The sequence below is a fragment of the Amycolatopsis kentuckyensis genome (genome assembly GCF_002155975.1).
In the GTDB taxonomy this organism is placed as follows: Bacteria; Actinomycetota; Actinomycetes; order Mycobacteriales; family Pseudonocardiaceae; genus Amycolatopsis; species Amycolatopsis kentuckyensis.
Map to the genome: position 1 here is coordinate 1 of NZ_MUMI01000080.1, position 14,434 is coordinate 14,434.

General features: G+C 71.4%; 15 protein-coding genes and 1 tRNA gene. 10 read left to right on the top strand and 6 right to left on the bottom strand.

What is annotated here, in order from left to right:
- The 3 genes from CCN39_RS08680 to CCN39_RS08690 all read left to right on the top strand — a co-directional run.
- The coding region (locus tag CCN39_RS08680) for an MFS transporter (RefSeq protein WP_143263987.1) at positions 1 to 1,288 on the top strand (1,288 nt) is incomplete at its 5' end.
- 22 nt (positions 1,289 to 1,310) lie between these two features.
- Positions 1,311 to 1,877, top strand: a complete 567-nt coding sequence (locus CCN39_RS08685; protein ID WP_086840145.1) for a carboxymuconolactone decarboxylase family protein — start codon at positions 1,311 to 1,313, stop codon at positions 1,875 to 1,877.
- A 63-nt stretch (positions 1,878 to 1,940) separates the two neighbouring features.
- A complete protein-coding gene (locus tag CCN39_RS08690; protein ID WP_086840147.1) occupies positions 1,941 to 2,711 on the top strand; it encodes a hypothetical protein in 771 nt (256 codons plus the stop codon).
- Here the strand turns inward: CCN39_RS08690 and CCN39_RS08695 are convergent.
- Complete coding sequence (locus tag CCN39_RS08695) at positions 2,683 to 3,636, bottom strand: sigma-70 family RNA polymerase sigma factor (protein WP_086840149.1); 954 nt, start codon at positions 3,634 to 3,636, stop codon at positions 2,683 to 2,685. The genes CCN39_RS08690 and CCN39_RS08695 overlap by 29 nt on opposite strands.
- Positions 3,637 to 3,668: 32 nt before the next feature.
- On the opposite strand from CCN39_RS08695, the gene dnaG reads away from it, so the two are divergent.
- From dnaG to CCN39_RS08710, 3 genes are read left to right on the top strand one after another with little or no spacing between them, the layout of a single operon-like run.
- Positions 3,669 to 5,585 (top strand): DNA primase, encoded by a 1,917-nt coding sequence (gene dnaG / locus CCN39_RS08700; protein WP_086840151.1) that lies wholly within the window; start codon positions 3,669 to 3,671, stop codon positions 5,583 to 5,585.
- A gap of 1 nt (position 5,586) precedes the next feature.
- Positions 5,587 to 6,108 (top strand): hypothetical protein, encoded by a 522-nt coding sequence (locus CCN39_RS08705; RefSeq protein WP_167455018.1) that lies wholly within the window; start codon positions 5,587 to 5,589, stop codon positions 6,106 to 6,108.
- 48 nt (positions 6,109 to 6,156) lie between these two features.
- Positions 6,157 to 6,924 (top strand): trans-aconitate 2-methyltransferase, encoded by a 768-nt coding sequence (locus tag CCN39_RS08710; protein WP_086840153.1) that lies wholly within the window; start codon positions 6,157 to 6,159, stop codon positions 6,922 to 6,924.
- Here the strand turns inward: CCN39_RS08710 and CCN39_RS50650 are convergent.
- Complete coding sequence (locus CCN39_RS50650) at positions 6,914 to 7,084, bottom strand: hypothetical protein (RefSeq protein ID WP_003097798.1); 171 nt, start codon at positions 7,082 to 7,084, stop codon at positions 6,914 to 6,916. The genes CCN39_RS08710 and CCN39_RS50650 overlap by 11 nt on opposite strands.
- A gap of 167 nt (positions 7,085 to 7,251) precedes the next feature.
- Here CCN39_RS50650 and CCN39_RS08715 point away from each other — a divergent pair.
- Both CCN39_RS08715 and CCN39_RS08720 read left to right on the top strand, forming a co-directional pair.
- A tRNA-Asn gene (locus CCN39_RS08715) sits at positions 7,252 to 7,324 on the top strand.
- Positions 7,325 to 7,427: 103 nt separating this feature from the next.
- Positions 7,428 to 7,979: a hypothetical protein gene (locus CCN39_RS08720; RefSeq protein ID WP_143263988.1), complete on the top strand. Its 552-nt coding sequence runs from the start codon at positions 7,428 to 7,430 to the stop codon at positions 7,977 to 7,979.
- A gap of 25 nt (positions 7,980 to 8,004) precedes the next feature.
- Here CCN39_RS08720 and CCN39_RS08725 read toward each other — a convergent pair whose 3' ends face one another.
- Genes CCN39_RS08725 through CCN39_RS08735 form a run of 3 tightly spaced genes read right to left on the bottom strand, consistent with a single transcriptional unit; the run spans position 8,005 to position 11,370 of the window.
- A complete protein-coding gene (locus tag CCN39_RS08725; protein ID WP_086840157.1) occupies positions 8,005 to 9,303 on the bottom strand; it encodes an NAD(P)/FAD-dependent oxidoreductase in 1,299 nt (432 codons plus the stop codon).
- Positions 9,293 to 10,147: an alpha/beta hydrolase gene (locus CCN39_RS08730; protein ID WP_086840159.1), complete on the bottom strand. Its 855-nt coding sequence runs from the start codon at positions 10,145 to 10,147 to the stop codon at positions 9,293 to 9,295. The genes CCN39_RS08725 and CCN39_RS08730 overlap by 11 nt, the downstream gene beginning before the upstream one ends.
- A complete protein-coding gene (locus CCN39_RS08735; protein ID WP_143263989.1) occupies positions 10,144 to 11,370 on the bottom strand; it encodes a metal-dependent hydrolase family protein in 1,227 nt (408 codons plus the stop codon). Before CCN39_RS08735 ends, CCN39_RS08730 begins: the two co-directional genes overlap by 4 nt.
- Before the next feature lie 87 nt (positions 11,371 to 11,457).
- Here CCN39_RS08735 and CCN39_RS50655 point away from each other — a divergent pair, with 87 nt between their 5' ends.
- Positions 11,458 to 12,054 (top strand): TetR/AcrR family transcriptional regulator, encoded by a 597-nt coding sequence (locus CCN39_RS50655; protein ID WP_167455019.1) that lies wholly within the window; start codon positions 11,458 to 11,460, stop codon positions 12,052 to 12,054.
- A 208-nt stretch (positions 12,055 to 12,262) separates the two neighbouring features.
- Complete coding sequence (locus tag CCN39_RS08745) at positions 12,263 to 12,838, top strand: methyltransferase family protein (protein WP_208630181.1); 576 nt, start codon at positions 12,263 to 12,265, stop codon at positions 12,836 to 12,838.
- 57 nt (positions 12,839 to 12,895) lie between these two features.
- Here the strand turns inward: CCN39_RS08745 and CCN39_RS08750 are convergent, their stop codons facing one another.
- Positions 12,896 to 14,335: an FAD-dependent monooxygenase gene (locus tag CCN39_RS08750; protein ID WP_086840166.1), complete on the bottom strand. Its 1,440-nt coding sequence runs from the start codon at positions 14,333 to 14,335 to the stop codon at positions 12,896 to 12,898.
- Between the last annotated feature and the right edge of the window lie 99 nt (positions 14,336 to 14,434).

Below are 14,434 nucleotides of genomic sequence, written 5' to 3' on the forward strand. Positions count from 1 at the left end.
GGTCCTCACCGCCGCCCTGCCGTCGATCGGCGCCGACCTGCACGCCCGCACCGGGCTGGTCGCGGTCACCGCCGCCGGCCTGCTGACCCTGACCGTCGCGACGCCGCTGCACGGGCGGCTCGGTGACCTGTACGGCCGCCGGATCTCCTTCGCCGGGTCGGTCCTGGTGTTCGCCGCCGCGTCGGCGTGGTGCGCCGCCGCGCCCGATCTCGGCTCGCTGGTCGCCGCCCGCGCGCTGCAGGGCCTGGGCGGCAGCGGGCTGATCGTCACGGCGATGAGCGCGCTCGGCGAGCTGTTCGACCGCGACGAGCTGCTGCGCCGCCAGGGCTGGCAGACGGCCGTCTTCGCGGCCGCCACCCTCGGCGGCCCGCCGCTGGGCGGGCTGCTCGCGGCCGGTCCCGGCTGGCGGTGGATCTTCCTGGTCAACCTGCCCCTGAGCGTGCCCGCCCTGGTCCTCGGCCTGCGGGGGCTGCCCGCGAAAGCGCGTCGGGACACGGAGAAGTTCGACGTCCCGGGCAGCGTGCTGCTGGCGATCGCGGGTGCCGCCGTCGTCGCGCTCGGCACCGTCGACGCGCTCGCCAGGAGTCCGCTGTGGACACCGGTGCTCCTCGGCACCACCCTGGTGACGGGCTCCCTGTTCGTCCGGCGGCAGCGCCGCGCCAGCAGTCCGCTCATCTCGCCGAAGGTGTTCGCGGACGCCGTCCTCAAGCGCGCGGTGGTGGTCAACGGCCTGGCGGGCGCCGCGCTCTACGGCACCTTCACCTACGTCGCCCTGGTCGCCGCTTCCGGCGCGGGCGCGGCGGCCACCGGGCTGCTGCTCGTCGCCATGACCGCGGGACAGCTCGTGCTGTCGGCGTCCTTCGCCGCGCTGGCCCGGCGGCACCCGGACCTGACGGCGTGGGGCCGGAACGGCTGCCTGCTCGGCACCGCCGGACTGGCCGCGATCGCCGTCGCCGCCGCGTTCGACGGCACACCCTGGCTGCTCGCCCCCGGCTTGTTCGCGATCGGCGCGGCCTTCGCCGTCTGCACGTCCGCCTACACCGTCCTCGGCCAGACGCGGGCCGACCGGGCGCTGCTGGGCGTGACGCTGGGCTCGCTGACCTTCGCCCGGCAGGCCGGCGGCCTGGCCGGAGCCGCGGTGTTCGGCTGGCTCGCGCTGGCCACGACCGGCGGGCTGGGCGCCGCCGGCCTCACCGTCGTGTTCGGCGCGGCGGCGGTGACGATGCTGGTGGCGTGGCTCACCGCGCCCGGTGTCACGTCTTCGGAGGCTGTCTCGTCCAGTTCGTAGCACCGAGACGAAGGAGACCGAAATGCCGCGCATCCCCGCCAAGAAGACGTCCGAGGCCGGGCCCTTCCTCAAGCTCGTCTACCGGTTCGCCGGCCGCCGCTTCGGCGCGGTGCCCGAGCCGATGGCCGTCACCGCGCACCACCCCGGGCTGCTGCGGACCTCCGTGGTCCACGAGCTGCTGGCCGAGCGGGCGTCGAAGAAGGTCCCGGCGAACGTGCGGGAGCTCGCCGTCTACCGGGTCGCCACGCGGATCGGCTGCTCCTGGTGCGTCGACTTCGGCACCATGCTGCAGAAGCACGACGGCCTCGACATCGAGCGGCTCACGAAGATCGACGACTACGCGACTTCGCCCGCCTTCAGCCGGCCGGAGCGGCTGGCGCTCGCCTACGCCGACGCGATGTCCGGTGACCAGGTGACGGTGACCGACGAGCAGGTCGCCGAGCTCGAGCGCGAGTTCGGCCGCGACGGCGTCCTGGAGCTGACCTACCAGATCGCGCTGGAGAACTCCCGCGCCCGGATGAACAGCGCGCTCGGCATCGTCGACCAGGGGTTCACCTCCGGCGACGCGTGCCGCGTCCCGCTCCCGTAGGAGGCGCCGAACCAGACCCCGGGGGGACGCGCCGGCGGGGTCCGCCGCGGGACCGTTCTGCGCATGCACCTCGTCGCCAGTGAACGGATCAAGCTCTTCAGCATCGCCACGCCCTGGGTGTGCGGCCTCTTCACCCTGGTCGCGCTGGCCTTCCCGGCCGCGATCTCCGCGCTCAGCGCCGGCGAGGCCCACCTGCCGCCCACAGTCGCGAGCACCCAGTTCGGCTACCAGCTCGCCCTGGTCGCCGTGCTGGTGCTGGCCGCGCTCGCGGTGACCAGCGAATACCACTCCGGCACGATCCACGGCACCTTCCAGGCCGTGCCGAGCCGGACGCCGGTGCTGCTGGCCAAGGCCGCGCTCGTCGCCGGGTACGCCTTCCTGCTCGGCGAAGCCGCCGCGTTCGCGGGCTGGCTGGTGGCCAGGGTCCTCGCGCCGGACGCCGACCTCGCCCTGGACAGCGTCGCCGACTGGCGGATCGTCGCCGGTACCGGACCGGTGTTCGCGCTGGCCGCCGTCTGCGGGGTCGGGGTCGGCCTGCTCCTGCGGTACACCGCCGGCGCGGTCGCGCTGCTCGCCGCCTACCCGCTGATGGCGGAGAACGTCGTCCAGCTGATCCCGCGCGCCGGGCGGGAGATCCACCGGTGGCTGCCGCTGAACGCCGTCACGAAGTTCCTCAGCGGGAGCGGGGAGGCCAACGCGGGCCGGGACGGCGGCAACGCCACCGTCCTGTCCGACTCACCGCTGAGCCCGGGCTGGGCGCTGGCCTACTTCGGGGCCTTCGCCGCCGTCCTGCTGGCCGCCGGGATCACGCAGGCGCGTCGCCGGGACGCGTGATCCGGGCGAGCTTGTCCGGGTTGACGACGTCGTAGATCGCCACGATCTTCCCGTCGCGGATGGTCATCGCCTGCACGTGCTCGTCGAGGGCGAAGAAGCCGTCCTGGCCCGGCTGCGGCGCGAGGTACACGCCCAGATCGCCGTTGACGAGCACCGGCGTGCCGCCGGTGAGCACACCGGGCGGGTACTTGCCGGCGAGGCCCACGAAGAACCGGGCGATCTTGTCCGCGCCGACGATGAGCTGCCGCGTGGTCCGGCCCTTGCCGTTCGAGTCGCCGATGAGCACGACGTCCGGGGCGAGCAGTTCGGTCATTGCCCGGACGTCCCCGGCGTGCAGCGCGGTGACGAACTTTTCGAGGACCTTCGCCTGGTCGTCCAGCGGGACCCGTGGCGCCGGGTCGGCGTCGGCGAGGGCCTTGCGGCCGCGCGAGGCGTACTGGCGGGCGGCGTCGACCGAGACGCCGAGGGCGTCCGCGATCTCCGCGAACGGCACCGAGAAGGCGTCGTGCAGCACGAAGGCGACGCGCTGCTCCGGCGTCAGCTTGTCGAGGACGACCAGCGCGGCCATCCGCAGGCCGTCGTCGCGGACCGCGATGTCCAGCGGGTCCTCGCTGACCGGCCGCCCGAACGGCGTGACGACCGGCTCCGGCAGCCAGTTGCCGACGTAGCGCTCCCGCTGCGCGGCGGCGGACTTGAGCCGGTCCAGGCAGATCCGGCCGACGACCGTGGTCAGCCAGCCCCGCAGGTCGCGGATCGCCGCGCGGCCAGCGTCGTCCAGGCCGGCCAGCCGGAACCAGGACTCCTGCACGGCGTCCTCGGCGTCGGCGCGGGTGCCGGTCAGCCGGTAGGCGACGCCGATCAGGTGACTGCGGTGCTCGGCGAACTGCGCGGCGAGGGAGTCCTGGGCGGTGGGCGTGGAGGCCATGCCCCGAGTGTGCCGCAACGGGCAAGACTAGAGTGGTTGACGTGGCAGGACGGATTCGGGAGAGCGACATCGCGGAGGTGCGCGAGCGGAACCGGATCGACGAGGTCGTCGGGGAGTACGTGGCGCTGCGCCGCGCCGGTGGGGGCAGCCTGAAGGGCCTCTGCCCGTTCCACAACGAGAAGACTCCGTCGTTCAACGTCCGCCCGGCGCACGGCACCTTCCACTGCTTCGGCTGTGGCGAAGGCGGCGACGTCATCAAGTTCGTCCAGAAGATCGACCTGATCTCGTTCGTCGAGGCCGTCGAGCGGCTGGCCGACCGGGTCGGCATCCGGCTCACCTACGAGGGCGGCGGCGCGACGATCCAGCGTGACCGCGGCAGCCGCACCCGGCTGGTCGAGGCCCACCGGCTGGCCCAGGAGTTCTACGCCGAGCAGCTGGTCACCGACGAGGCGCGCCCGGCGCGGGACTTCCTGTCCGAGCGCGGGTTCGACGCCGCCATGGCGAAGACGTTCGGCTGCGGGTACGCCCCCGGCGGCTGGGACAAGCTGACGAAGTTCCTGCTCAACCGCGGCTTCGAGGTCAAGGAACTGCTCACCGCGGGGCTGTCCAAGGAGGGCCAGCGCGGCCCGATGGACCGGTTCCACCGGCGGCTGGTCTGGCCGATCCGCGACGTCGGCAACGACGTCGTCGGCTTCGGCGCGCGGCGGCTGTTCGACGACGACCGGATCTCGGCGAAGTACCTCAACACCGCCGAGTCGCCGATCTACAAGAAGTCCCAGGTCATGTTCGGCCTCGACCTGGCCAAGCGCGAGATCGCGAAGCGGCACCAGGTCGTCGTGGTCGAGGGCTACACCGACGTGATGGCGATGCACGCGTCGGGCGTGCCGACGGCGGTGGCGTCGTCGGGCACGGCGTTCGGCGAAGACCACATGAAGGTGCTTCGCCGGCTGATGATGGACGACGACGCATTCCGCGGCGAAGTGATCTTCACCTTCGACGGCGACGAAGCGGGCCAGAAGGCCGCGCTGAAGGCGTTCGAGGGCGACCAGACGTTCGCCGGCCAGACGTACATCGCGGTCGCGCCGGACGGCATGGACCCGTGCGAGCTGCGGCTGGCCAAGGGCGACAGCGCGGTGAAGGACCTGGTCGCGCGGCGGACGCCGCTGTTCGAGTTCGTCATCCGCAGCACCCTCAAGAACTACGACCTCGACTCGGTCGACGGCCAGGTCGCGGCGCTGCAGAAGACCGTGCCGATGGTGGCGTCGATCAAGGACCGCGCGGCCCGCGACGGCTACGCGTCGAAGCTCGCCTGGTGGGTGGGCTGGCAGGACGTCGCCCAGGTCGTCAACCGCGTCCGCGGGGCGGCGGGCGCGACGGACAAGCGCGGCGGGGTGCCGCTGCGGCAGCCCGGGCGCGCCCAGCAGGCCGCACCGGCCGCGCCGACGCAGGACGTCGCCCGCCCGGCCCCCAAGGACCCGCGGTTCGCCGTGCAGCGCGAGGCGCTGAAGGCCGCGCTGCAGCAGCCCGCGATCGCCGGGCCGGAGTACGACGCGCTACCGCTGGAGGCGTTCACCCACCCGGTGTATGTCGCGGTGCACGAGGCCGTCCTGAAGGCGGGCGGCGCGGGTTCGGGCCTGACCGGCCCGGCGCTGCTGGACGCGGCGGCCCCGCACTGTCCGGAAGGGACGGTCCGGCGGGTGCTGTCCGAGCTGGCCGTGGAACCGTTGCAGGCCAAGGACGAGGTCGACTCCCGGTACATCTCGTCGATCCTCGCGCGCCTGCAGGAGGGGCTCGTCGGGCGGCAGATCGCGGAGATCAAGGGCAAGCTGCAGCGGCTCTCGCCGGTCGAAGCGCCGGACGACTACCGCGCGCTGTTCGGCGACCTCGTCGCGCTGGAGCAGTACAAGAAGTCGCTGGGCGAGCAGGCGGCCGCCAGCACGTGGAGCTGAGATGAGTTTCCTGCGCCGGCTGCTCGGCGACCGCACGCCCGACGGGTTCGCGGGTTCGCTCGCACCGGGTGAAGAGGTCGTGGACAGCGCCCCGGTCGAGGGCGGCGGGCACCTGGTCGTGACGGCGCTGGGCCTGTGGATCCCGTCCGGCGACGGGGCACGGCGCGTCGGCTGGCACCTCGTCGGCAAGGCGGCCTGGGCGGACGGCGTCTTCACACTGACGGAGTCGTCCGAGGTCGCAACGGCGGGTGCGGCGGTCGTCCTGGCTGACCTGCCGCCGGTGCGCTTCCGGCTGCCGTCGCCGGGCAAGGTGCCGCGCGAGGCCTACCAGCGCGTCGAGGGCTCGATCCGCACGCGGCACCGGCAGGAGATCGGGACCGGGGGAGCGTGGTTCGTGCAGCGCAAGGTGCCCGGCCGCGACGGCAGCGTGCTGCAGGTCCGGCCGGATCCCGGCACCGACGTCGCGCTGGTCGAGGCCATCGCCGAGCAGGTCGCCGCGAAGCTGGTCAACCGGGCGAAGTAGCAGTACGCTCGTACTCAGTACAGGCGTACTGTTTTCCGGGAGGCAGCCGTGTGGGATCCGGGCAAATACCTCGACTACGCCGACCTGCGGGCCCGGCCGTTCCACGACCTGGTCTCGCGCATCGGGGCTGCGGAGCCGCGGCGCGTCGTCGACCTGGGCTGCGGCCCCGGCAACCTGACGGTTTCCCTGCGGGACCGCTGGCCCTCGGCGATCTTGGAGTGCAGCGATAGTTCACCCGAAATGGTGACGGCGGCCCGCGCCCGCGGTCTCGACGCGTCCTTGCTCGACGTCCGCGACTGGAAGCCGGCGCCCGACACCGACGTCGTGGTGTCGAACGCCGTCCTGCAGTGGGTCCCGGACCACGCCGAGCTGCTTCGCCGCTGGGCGGCTTCGTTGCCCGGGGGCGCCTTCCTGGCGGTGCAGGTGCCGGGCAACTTCAACGCGCCTTCGCACGTGCTGACGCGCGAACTGGCGGCCTCCCCGGCCTGGGCGCCTCGCCTGGCCGACGTGGTGCTGCGCGAGGACGACGCGGTGTCGACCCCGCTGGAGTACGCGAACCTCCTGGCCGACGCGGGCTGCGACGTCGACGCCTGGGAGACGACGTACGTCCAGCCGTTGCACGGGCCCTCGCCGGTGCTGGAATGGATCACGGGCACGGCGTTGCGCCCGATCCGCGCGGCCCTGCCCGACGCCGAGTGGGAGCGGTTCCGCGCAGCGCTGGCGCCGCTTCTGCGCGAGGCCTACCCACCCCGGCCGGGCGGCACCACGTGGTTCGAGTTCCGCAGGGTGTTCTTCGTGGCGAGGGTCAGCGCTTGAGCTTCTCCCCGATCTTGGCGCGCGCGACCCCGGCGGCGCCCTGGACCATCGGGTGGTCGACGACCCGGCGGTAGGTGCGTACGAGCTGCTCGTACCGCCCCCGGCCTGCCTTGGCGCCCAGTACGTACCCCAGGCCTGCCCCCAGCAGGAACTTCTTCATCCGCGTCCACGCCTTCCGTCGTTAGGTCGTCCGACTGTCCATTGTCCAGGAAAACCGGCCGGACGGGGGTGGTTGCGCTAAGTGGGGGGTGGTGCACGGGGCTTCCGGGGCATGGTCTAAAGTTCTTCTCGTCGGTCGGAGAGACCGGCACCGGAAGTGAGCAACATTCCCCTGTAGCTCAACTGGCAGAGCATTCGGCTGTTAACCGGAGGGTTCTTGGTTCGAGTCCAAGCGGGGGAGCAAAGCCCAGGTCACTGACCTGGGCTTTTTTGCTGCCCAGGGGCAGGGCTGCGCGGGCTTCCGCGTGGGTTGCCGGCGTCGGCGAGGTTTGTACGCTGGGGTGATGGTGGCGGATCTGGCTCGCGAGCTGGAGCGGGTGGGGGCAGTCGCGCTGCGGACGACGGCGTGCGGCATGGCCTGGGTGGTCGGGCTGGTGGTTCTGCTGATCTCGTACAGCAACGGCAGCGACATCTTGTCGTCCGTTGCGTTTGTGGTGATCGCGGCGTCGGTGTGCTTCACGCCGGGGGCGGTGCTGTGGTGGATGCGCTACGAGTCGGTCCGGCGCACCGGCTGGCGAGCCGTGACGGTGCAGGCGGTGTTCGTGAACGAACCGGCGGGGTGCCTCGCCGCCGCGTTCTCCAGGCCGGGGATGGATCCCGGGCGGAAGCTTGACTACGTCGTCCGGTATCGCGACGGCGGTGGTGTTCGGCTGCGGGGTGGAGCCAGTTTGTGGCACCGTCCTCCACTGTCGGCGTTCGATCGCGCGCAGCCCGGGTGGGTCGGTGGCGCGGGCCGTTCGTCCGTTGTCCTGTTCGCCGGTGGCGGCTGGGGTCCCCGCCGTCCGCGTGCTGTACCCGCGACGTTCCTCGCCGACCTTCCCGCACGCCCGCAGTAGCCGGCCGGGGCCACCGAGATCGGGCTCAACCCAGCACCGTGCCCGAGTTCGCGGTGTTTCGGTCGCGCTTGCGGGAGAACGCACCCAGGTCGATCTCCAGGCCGGTCCGCGGGGCCCGGAACCGGACGGGCACCGCGTCGTGGTCGGCGCCGTTCTCCACCTGGTCGATCAGCTCTGTCATCAGCTGCCCCACGACTGGCGCGTTCTTGAACTGGTTGCCGCTCGTTCCGATCGCGACGTAGAAGCCCTCGAGCTCGGTGCGGTCGTAGATCGGCGTCCAATCGTCGGCGACGTCGTAAACGCCCACCACCCCGCGCGCCCGGTTGGGCACCGCCAGGTCGGGCAGCCGCCGCGCGGCCCGCGTCACCTGAGCCTCGAAGACCGCGGCCGTCGGGTGGATGTCGACGGCGTCCGGGTCGTCGGTCCACTGCATCGGATCGCACTCCGGTTCCGTTCCGCCGACGAGCAGGTCCCCTCCTGCTTCACCGCGGAAGTAGGTGCCCAGATCCATGTCCGCCACCACCGGCCCGCCATAGCCCTCCCGGACGGGCACGTGTGCCACTTCCTGCCTCATCGGGCGCACCCCGACCGTGAAGCCGGAACCCACGCCGGCCAACCGGTTCACCGCGCCCGACCACGGCCCGGCCGCGTTGACCACGACGGCACAGGGAATCCGGGTACCGTCCGACAGCCGCACCGACCTCACGCGACCGCCGGCCTCTTCCACCGCCGTCACCGTGCTGCGGAAGCGGAACTCCGCCCCGCACGCCGAGGCCGCGGCGGCGAGGTTCACGGCGGCGAGGCCCGGGTCCGAGACGTACCCGGCATCCGGGGTGTACACGCCACCGAGCGAGTGTTTCGCGTCCTCCCAGAATTCCTCGTCGTCGAGCCGCTTCGGCGGCCAATAGCGGCCGGCGTCGATACCCGGAACGCGCTCGGCCAAGGTCGCGCTGTCCCATTCCTCGTAAGGAACACCGATCTCGTCGAACAACGGAAGCCATGACGCACGCGGAGCCGCGTCGACGTCCAGCATCACCAGCCCGCTCTTGCGGAACATCGCGAGGTCGCCGACATCGTGCCCGAGGTGGCCGGCCCAGTCGAGCCAGCCGAAGTGCGCCTCCCACGCCGTCGCCACCCCGGCGGTGGTGGAGAAGTTGAACCGGACGATCGCACTCGATGCCGAGGTCGACCCCTGTCCGGCCCCGGCGGCCCGATCGAGCACGACAACGCGGTGCCTCGCCCGCGCGAGTTCGAGGGCGATCGACGAACCGATCACCCCGGCCCCGATCACGACCACATCGGCACTCGGGCGCTCACCGGGCACGGCAGGTCCTGAGGTAGCTGAGGAACGAGGCCTGCAGGCCGGTCACGTGCGTTTCGCGCAGGACCGCGCTGGTGACGGCGCCGCCGCGGGCGGTCAGGTGGTGCAGGACGGTGGCCGCGTTCTTCGCGAGGTTCTGGTAGACGGCCAGATTTCCGAGGAGCTCTTGGTCGTTGACGGTCAGGTGGAGCTTGGTGGCAGGCAGGCTGTCGCCCATTTTTTCGAGCATCGCGAAGATCTGGCTGTCTTCACCGACGACACCGGGGCTGCCCGCTCCGATGGTCTCGAAGAGCGGGTTGCCGGTGAGCCAGGTGTAGAGGCTGAAGAGGCCGCCGTAGGAGTAGCCGAAGAGGCCGTGACCGCTCGCGGCGGTGCCGTAGTCGCGTTCGATCCGCGGGTGCAGTTCCGCGGTGAGGAAGTCCAGGAACGCATCGGCGTGGGTTTCCCGCAGTTCGCCGAGGTAGGCGTCGGCTTCCGCGCGGGTCATCGAGCCCGTTCGGATTCCCGTCTCCACGGCGTCGACGAACTCCTGGGCGATGGGCTCGCCAGGGGGCACGAGGTCTCTGTTGCGCAGCCGTGCCCAGTGCTGTGCGTCCTCGCCCGCGTAGCCGACGCTGACCTGGAGGTAGGGCTGGATCTGGTGCATGGGGTCTTTCTGGGTGACGATGAGCGGAGCCGTCATGCCCACGGCCCAGTTGCCGTCGAGCACGTACACGGCAGGCGCCGGCGTCGTGGCGGGGTCGTAGCCCGGTGGCGTGGTGACCCAGACGCCGTAGTCGTGCCCGCCGCTGGAACGCAGCTCGAAGTAGTCGGTGTCGGCCAGGCAGCCCTGCCACATGGTGCTCATCGGAGGTCCTTCACAATTCGGCCGGCCTTGAGAACGAGGACGGCATTGGCGGGATCGGCGAACAGCTCCGGGTCTTCGACCGGGTTGCCGTTCCACAGCACGAGGTCGGCCTGCGCGCCGGGAGCGATGACACCGACCTGGCCGGACAGGCCGAGGATCTCGGCGTTGGTCTTGGTGGCCGCCACGAGAGCTGCCATCGGCGTTTCGAGCTTTGCGCGCAGCCTCAGCTCTTCGCCCCGGCGGTCCTGGGCCGGGCCGATGAGATCGGAACCCAGCCCGATCCGGACCCCGGCCTCCTTGGCGACAGCGAGCGCTTCGGTCATCCGCTCACGAACACCCAGCACCCGATCGCGGGTCGATGCGTCGAGGCCCGCGCCGGCCGTGTCGTGCAGCAGCTGCTCGACGACGGCGAACGTGGGCACGAGGGCGACTCCGCGCGTGGCCATCAGGGTGGCCGTGGATTCGTCGAGGTCGGTGCCGTGTTCGACGCAGCGCGCTCCGGCCTCGACCGCGTTCCGGATGCCGTCGTTGTTGTGGGCGTGCACCGTCACGTAGGTGCCGCGCGCCGCCGCTTCCTGGACCGCGACGGCGATCTCCTCGACGGTGAACTGGGTGTCGGTCAGCCGGTCGTGCGCGCCGACCACGCCGCCGGTCACGCAGAGCTTGAGGAAGGAGGCTCCGCGGCGGAAGGCCTCGCGCACGTTGTGCCGCAACTCGTCGGCATTGCCGGACATCATGGACAGTGCGCACAGGCCGGGTAGGTGGTGGCTGCTCCACAGTTCGGTGGGTTCCCACTCGGCTCCGTAGTAGCCGTGCCCGCCGATCTGGCACTGGACCGGTCCGCACGACAGCACGCGCGGCCCTCTGACCTTGCCTTTCGCGATCGTGGTGACGAGGCCGCCGTCGACCCCGCCGGTGTCCCGGACGGTGGTGAAGCCGGCGTCGAGCGTCGCGCCGGCCGCGGCGAAGATGTCCGCCGCGAGCTCGGCGGCGCTGATCCGGAACGAGAACTGCGGCTGGATCGGGCTCGACAAACCCAAGTGGACGTGCGCGTCGATCAGGCCGGGCGTCATCGTGAGGCCGTCGGCATCGAGGCGCTCGACGTGGGCGCCGGCGGCACCGACCTGGGTGATGTACCCGTCTTCGAGACTGACGTCGACGTCGACCGGGTCGCGACCCGAACCGTCGACGACCGTCGCGCCGACCACTTGGCACTGCCCCACGTGTCGTTCCCTCCACTGGTGCTGACTGCGACCATGTGTGAGCAACACGGCGCCGCAAGGTTCTTTTCCAATGGATAAACTGTGGGAGTGATCCTGTCAAGCACGGAACGCAACGGCGACGCACGCGAGCGTCTCCTGGCCCGGCTTCTCGACGCCTTCGGCGAGGCCCTTCCCGCGCCGGAGGTGTCGCTCCGTGAGATCGCCGCGCGGGCCGAGACCAGCCACGCCCTCCTGCGATACCACTTCGGTTCGCTCCCGGGCGTCTTGGCGGCCATGCTCAAGGCGCAGCGGTCCCGGGACAACGAGGCACTGCTCGAGACCGCCCGGCAAGGCACGTTCGACGACCTCGTCGTGGCGATCTGGCGGGCCTACACGCGCCCGGAGCAGCTGTCGCGGGTCCGCGGCTTCTTCCACGTCGTCGGGCTCGCCGCTTATAGCCCTGGGGACTTTCGCGAGTTCATCGACTCGCTCGACGACCTGACCAAGATGCTGGCCTCGCTCGCGGAACGCGAAGGTCTCGATACCGAGGAAGCGCTGACTTTGGCCACTGTGACCGTTGCCGCGATGCGCGGTCTGCTCTTGCAGGAGGTTCTGGCGCCGACAGCCCACTCGGACGACGCGGTCGCCTTGATCCTGCGCATGGGCAAGGACGGATCCGTTCCGCGGACACGTTCGGGGCCTTGAGCGGCGGTGTGCCGGGACGCACGCTCCGCGGCATGAGCGGACATTGTCGAGCCGCGTCACGCGGCACAGGACCAGCGGCTGTCCCCGGCCGCCGCGGGAGACCGGGATCGTGACGCCGTTGCGGTGGCCCTCTAACTCACTGGCCTTCGTAGTCATGGCAACGGCCGCCGGCGGTGGCGTGTCGTGTGTTCGGTGTGACAATGCCGCTGTGCTCGCACCTTTCGGAGAGCTGTCGGACGTGGTCGGGGTCGCCAGCGCCGGGGCCTTCGCTGCGGGCGAACTGGTGCAGGCGTTCCGCTCGCGTCGCGGCGCGAAACTCGTTGATGTTCGCTCGGAGGTCGTCTTCAGGGCGATGTTCTTCTTGGCGATCCTGCTGTGGCCGATCGGCCGCGCGATTTGTCCGGCTGCCGGCATCGGCGGAGTGTGGCCGTTCCCGCTCGGGATCGTGATCGGGTGGCTCGGCCTGCTCCTGCGCTGGTGGTCCTTCGTCAGCCTGGGCCGGTACTTCACCGTGACGGTGCGGACGAGCGAAGATCAGGTCGTCGTGGACCGCGGTCCCTATCGAGTCCTGCGCCATCCGAGCTACAGCGGCCTGCTGCTCGTCTTCTCCGGCGGCGGTCTGATCGTGGGCAACTGGGTCAGCGCTGCGGGCGCGGGCGCGGTGTTGCTGGTTGCCCTGATCTACCGCCTCCGCATCGAGGAACGCGCCCTCGAAGAAGCGCTGGGCGGTCGCTACCGGCAGTTTGCCGAGAACCGGGCTCGGCTCATTCCCTTCGTGTGGTGACTGAAGTACCGAGCCGGTCGGCCGTCGCCGGGGAAAGCTCGTGAAGCGTGCTGTCGGTCACCGGGGTTCGCCGAACCAGTGGGCGAGCGCCGGTTCGAGGTGGTCCGGGTTGCCTGCCCAGCACACGTAGCCGTCCGGTCGGATGAGCATCGGTTCGGCGTCGGCGCCCTGCCCCGCGCGGTCCAGGCGGTCCGGCCAGAGGGCGGCGACCTCGGCGAACCGGTCGGCCGGGTCGATCAGGACGCCGCGTCCGCGCCGCAGCAGCTCGTGCGACCGGATCGGGCCGAGCTCCAGGTCCGGCGCGGGCAGGCCGACGAGCGACTGCTCCTCGGCGCCCGGCATGGGGTAGCGGATGCCCATCCCGGACAACATGTCGTCGAGGTGGTACTGCACCGCCCGCAGTCGCACCAGGTCCGCGAAGAGGTCCTTGGCCGCCGCCAGGTCCGGGTTGCCGGTGCCTTCCTGGTCCATCAGCAGGCTCTGCGCCTGGACGTTGCGCAGCACGGCGGCCGCCACCGGGTGGCGTTCGGTGTGGTAGCTGTCGAGCAGGTGCTCCGGGGCCCAGCCGTGCACCGCGGCACCGAGTTTCCAGCCGAGGTTGAGCGCGTCCTGGATCCCGGTGTTCATGCCCTGTGCGCCGATCGGGAGGTGGACGTGGGCGGCGTCGCCGGCCAGGAAGACCCGTCCGTGCCGGTAGCGGGCGGCCTGCCGGGCCGCGTTGGTGATGCGGCGGGCGTACCGCAGCTCGAGCAGTTCCGCCCGGGAGCCGAAAACCGTACGCAGTCCCTCGCGGATCTCGGCCTCGGTGACCGGGACCTCCCGGGGCAGCGACCGGCCAGGTCCGCCCAGCGAAAGCCGGCGCAGCGGCCTGCCCTGCGGATCGGTGCCGAGCGGAAACACCAACGCCCAGTGCCCGGCGTCGCTCCGGGTGTGCGTCATCACCTGGACGTCGCCGCCCAACCGCACGTCGGCGGCGACGGTGGTCACCGTGCCCGGCCTGCCGGGGAACTCGGCTCCCAGCAGCGACCGCACCGTACTACGGCCGCCGTCGGCGGCGACCAGGTACCGGGAGCGGAGAACACCGCCGCTGTCGAACGTCGCGGTGACGCCGGTCCCGTCCTGGGTGAGGCCGGTCAGCTCGTGGTCGCGCCGGACGCGGATGCCCTGTGCGGCAAGGTACTCCTCGAGGAATCCCTCGATCACCACCTGCGGGATGGACCGCCACGGGTGGCGGTGCCGGCCGCGGGTGAGCGGGAGCGCGATGCCGGCGAAGTGGGCCGTGCCGTCCGGGTGGTTTCCGGTGGCCAGCAACGGTTCCAGCAGCCCACGCTGGTCGAATGCCTCCTGCGTGCGGGATTGCACGCCGCCTGCCTTCGACAACGTGCTGCGCTGCGGCAGCTTGTCGACGAGCACGGCCGACACCCCGGCCAGCCGCAGTTCGTTGGCCAGTGTCAGGCCGGTCGGTCCGGCGCCGACGACGAGCACATCGGTATCCATGGTTTCTCCCCTGGTGGTGTCGATCGGGACGAGAGCGACGCTCCGCCCACCGACGCTGCCGCGCCAGAAACGGGCACGAGTCCGTCGATATCCGACGCT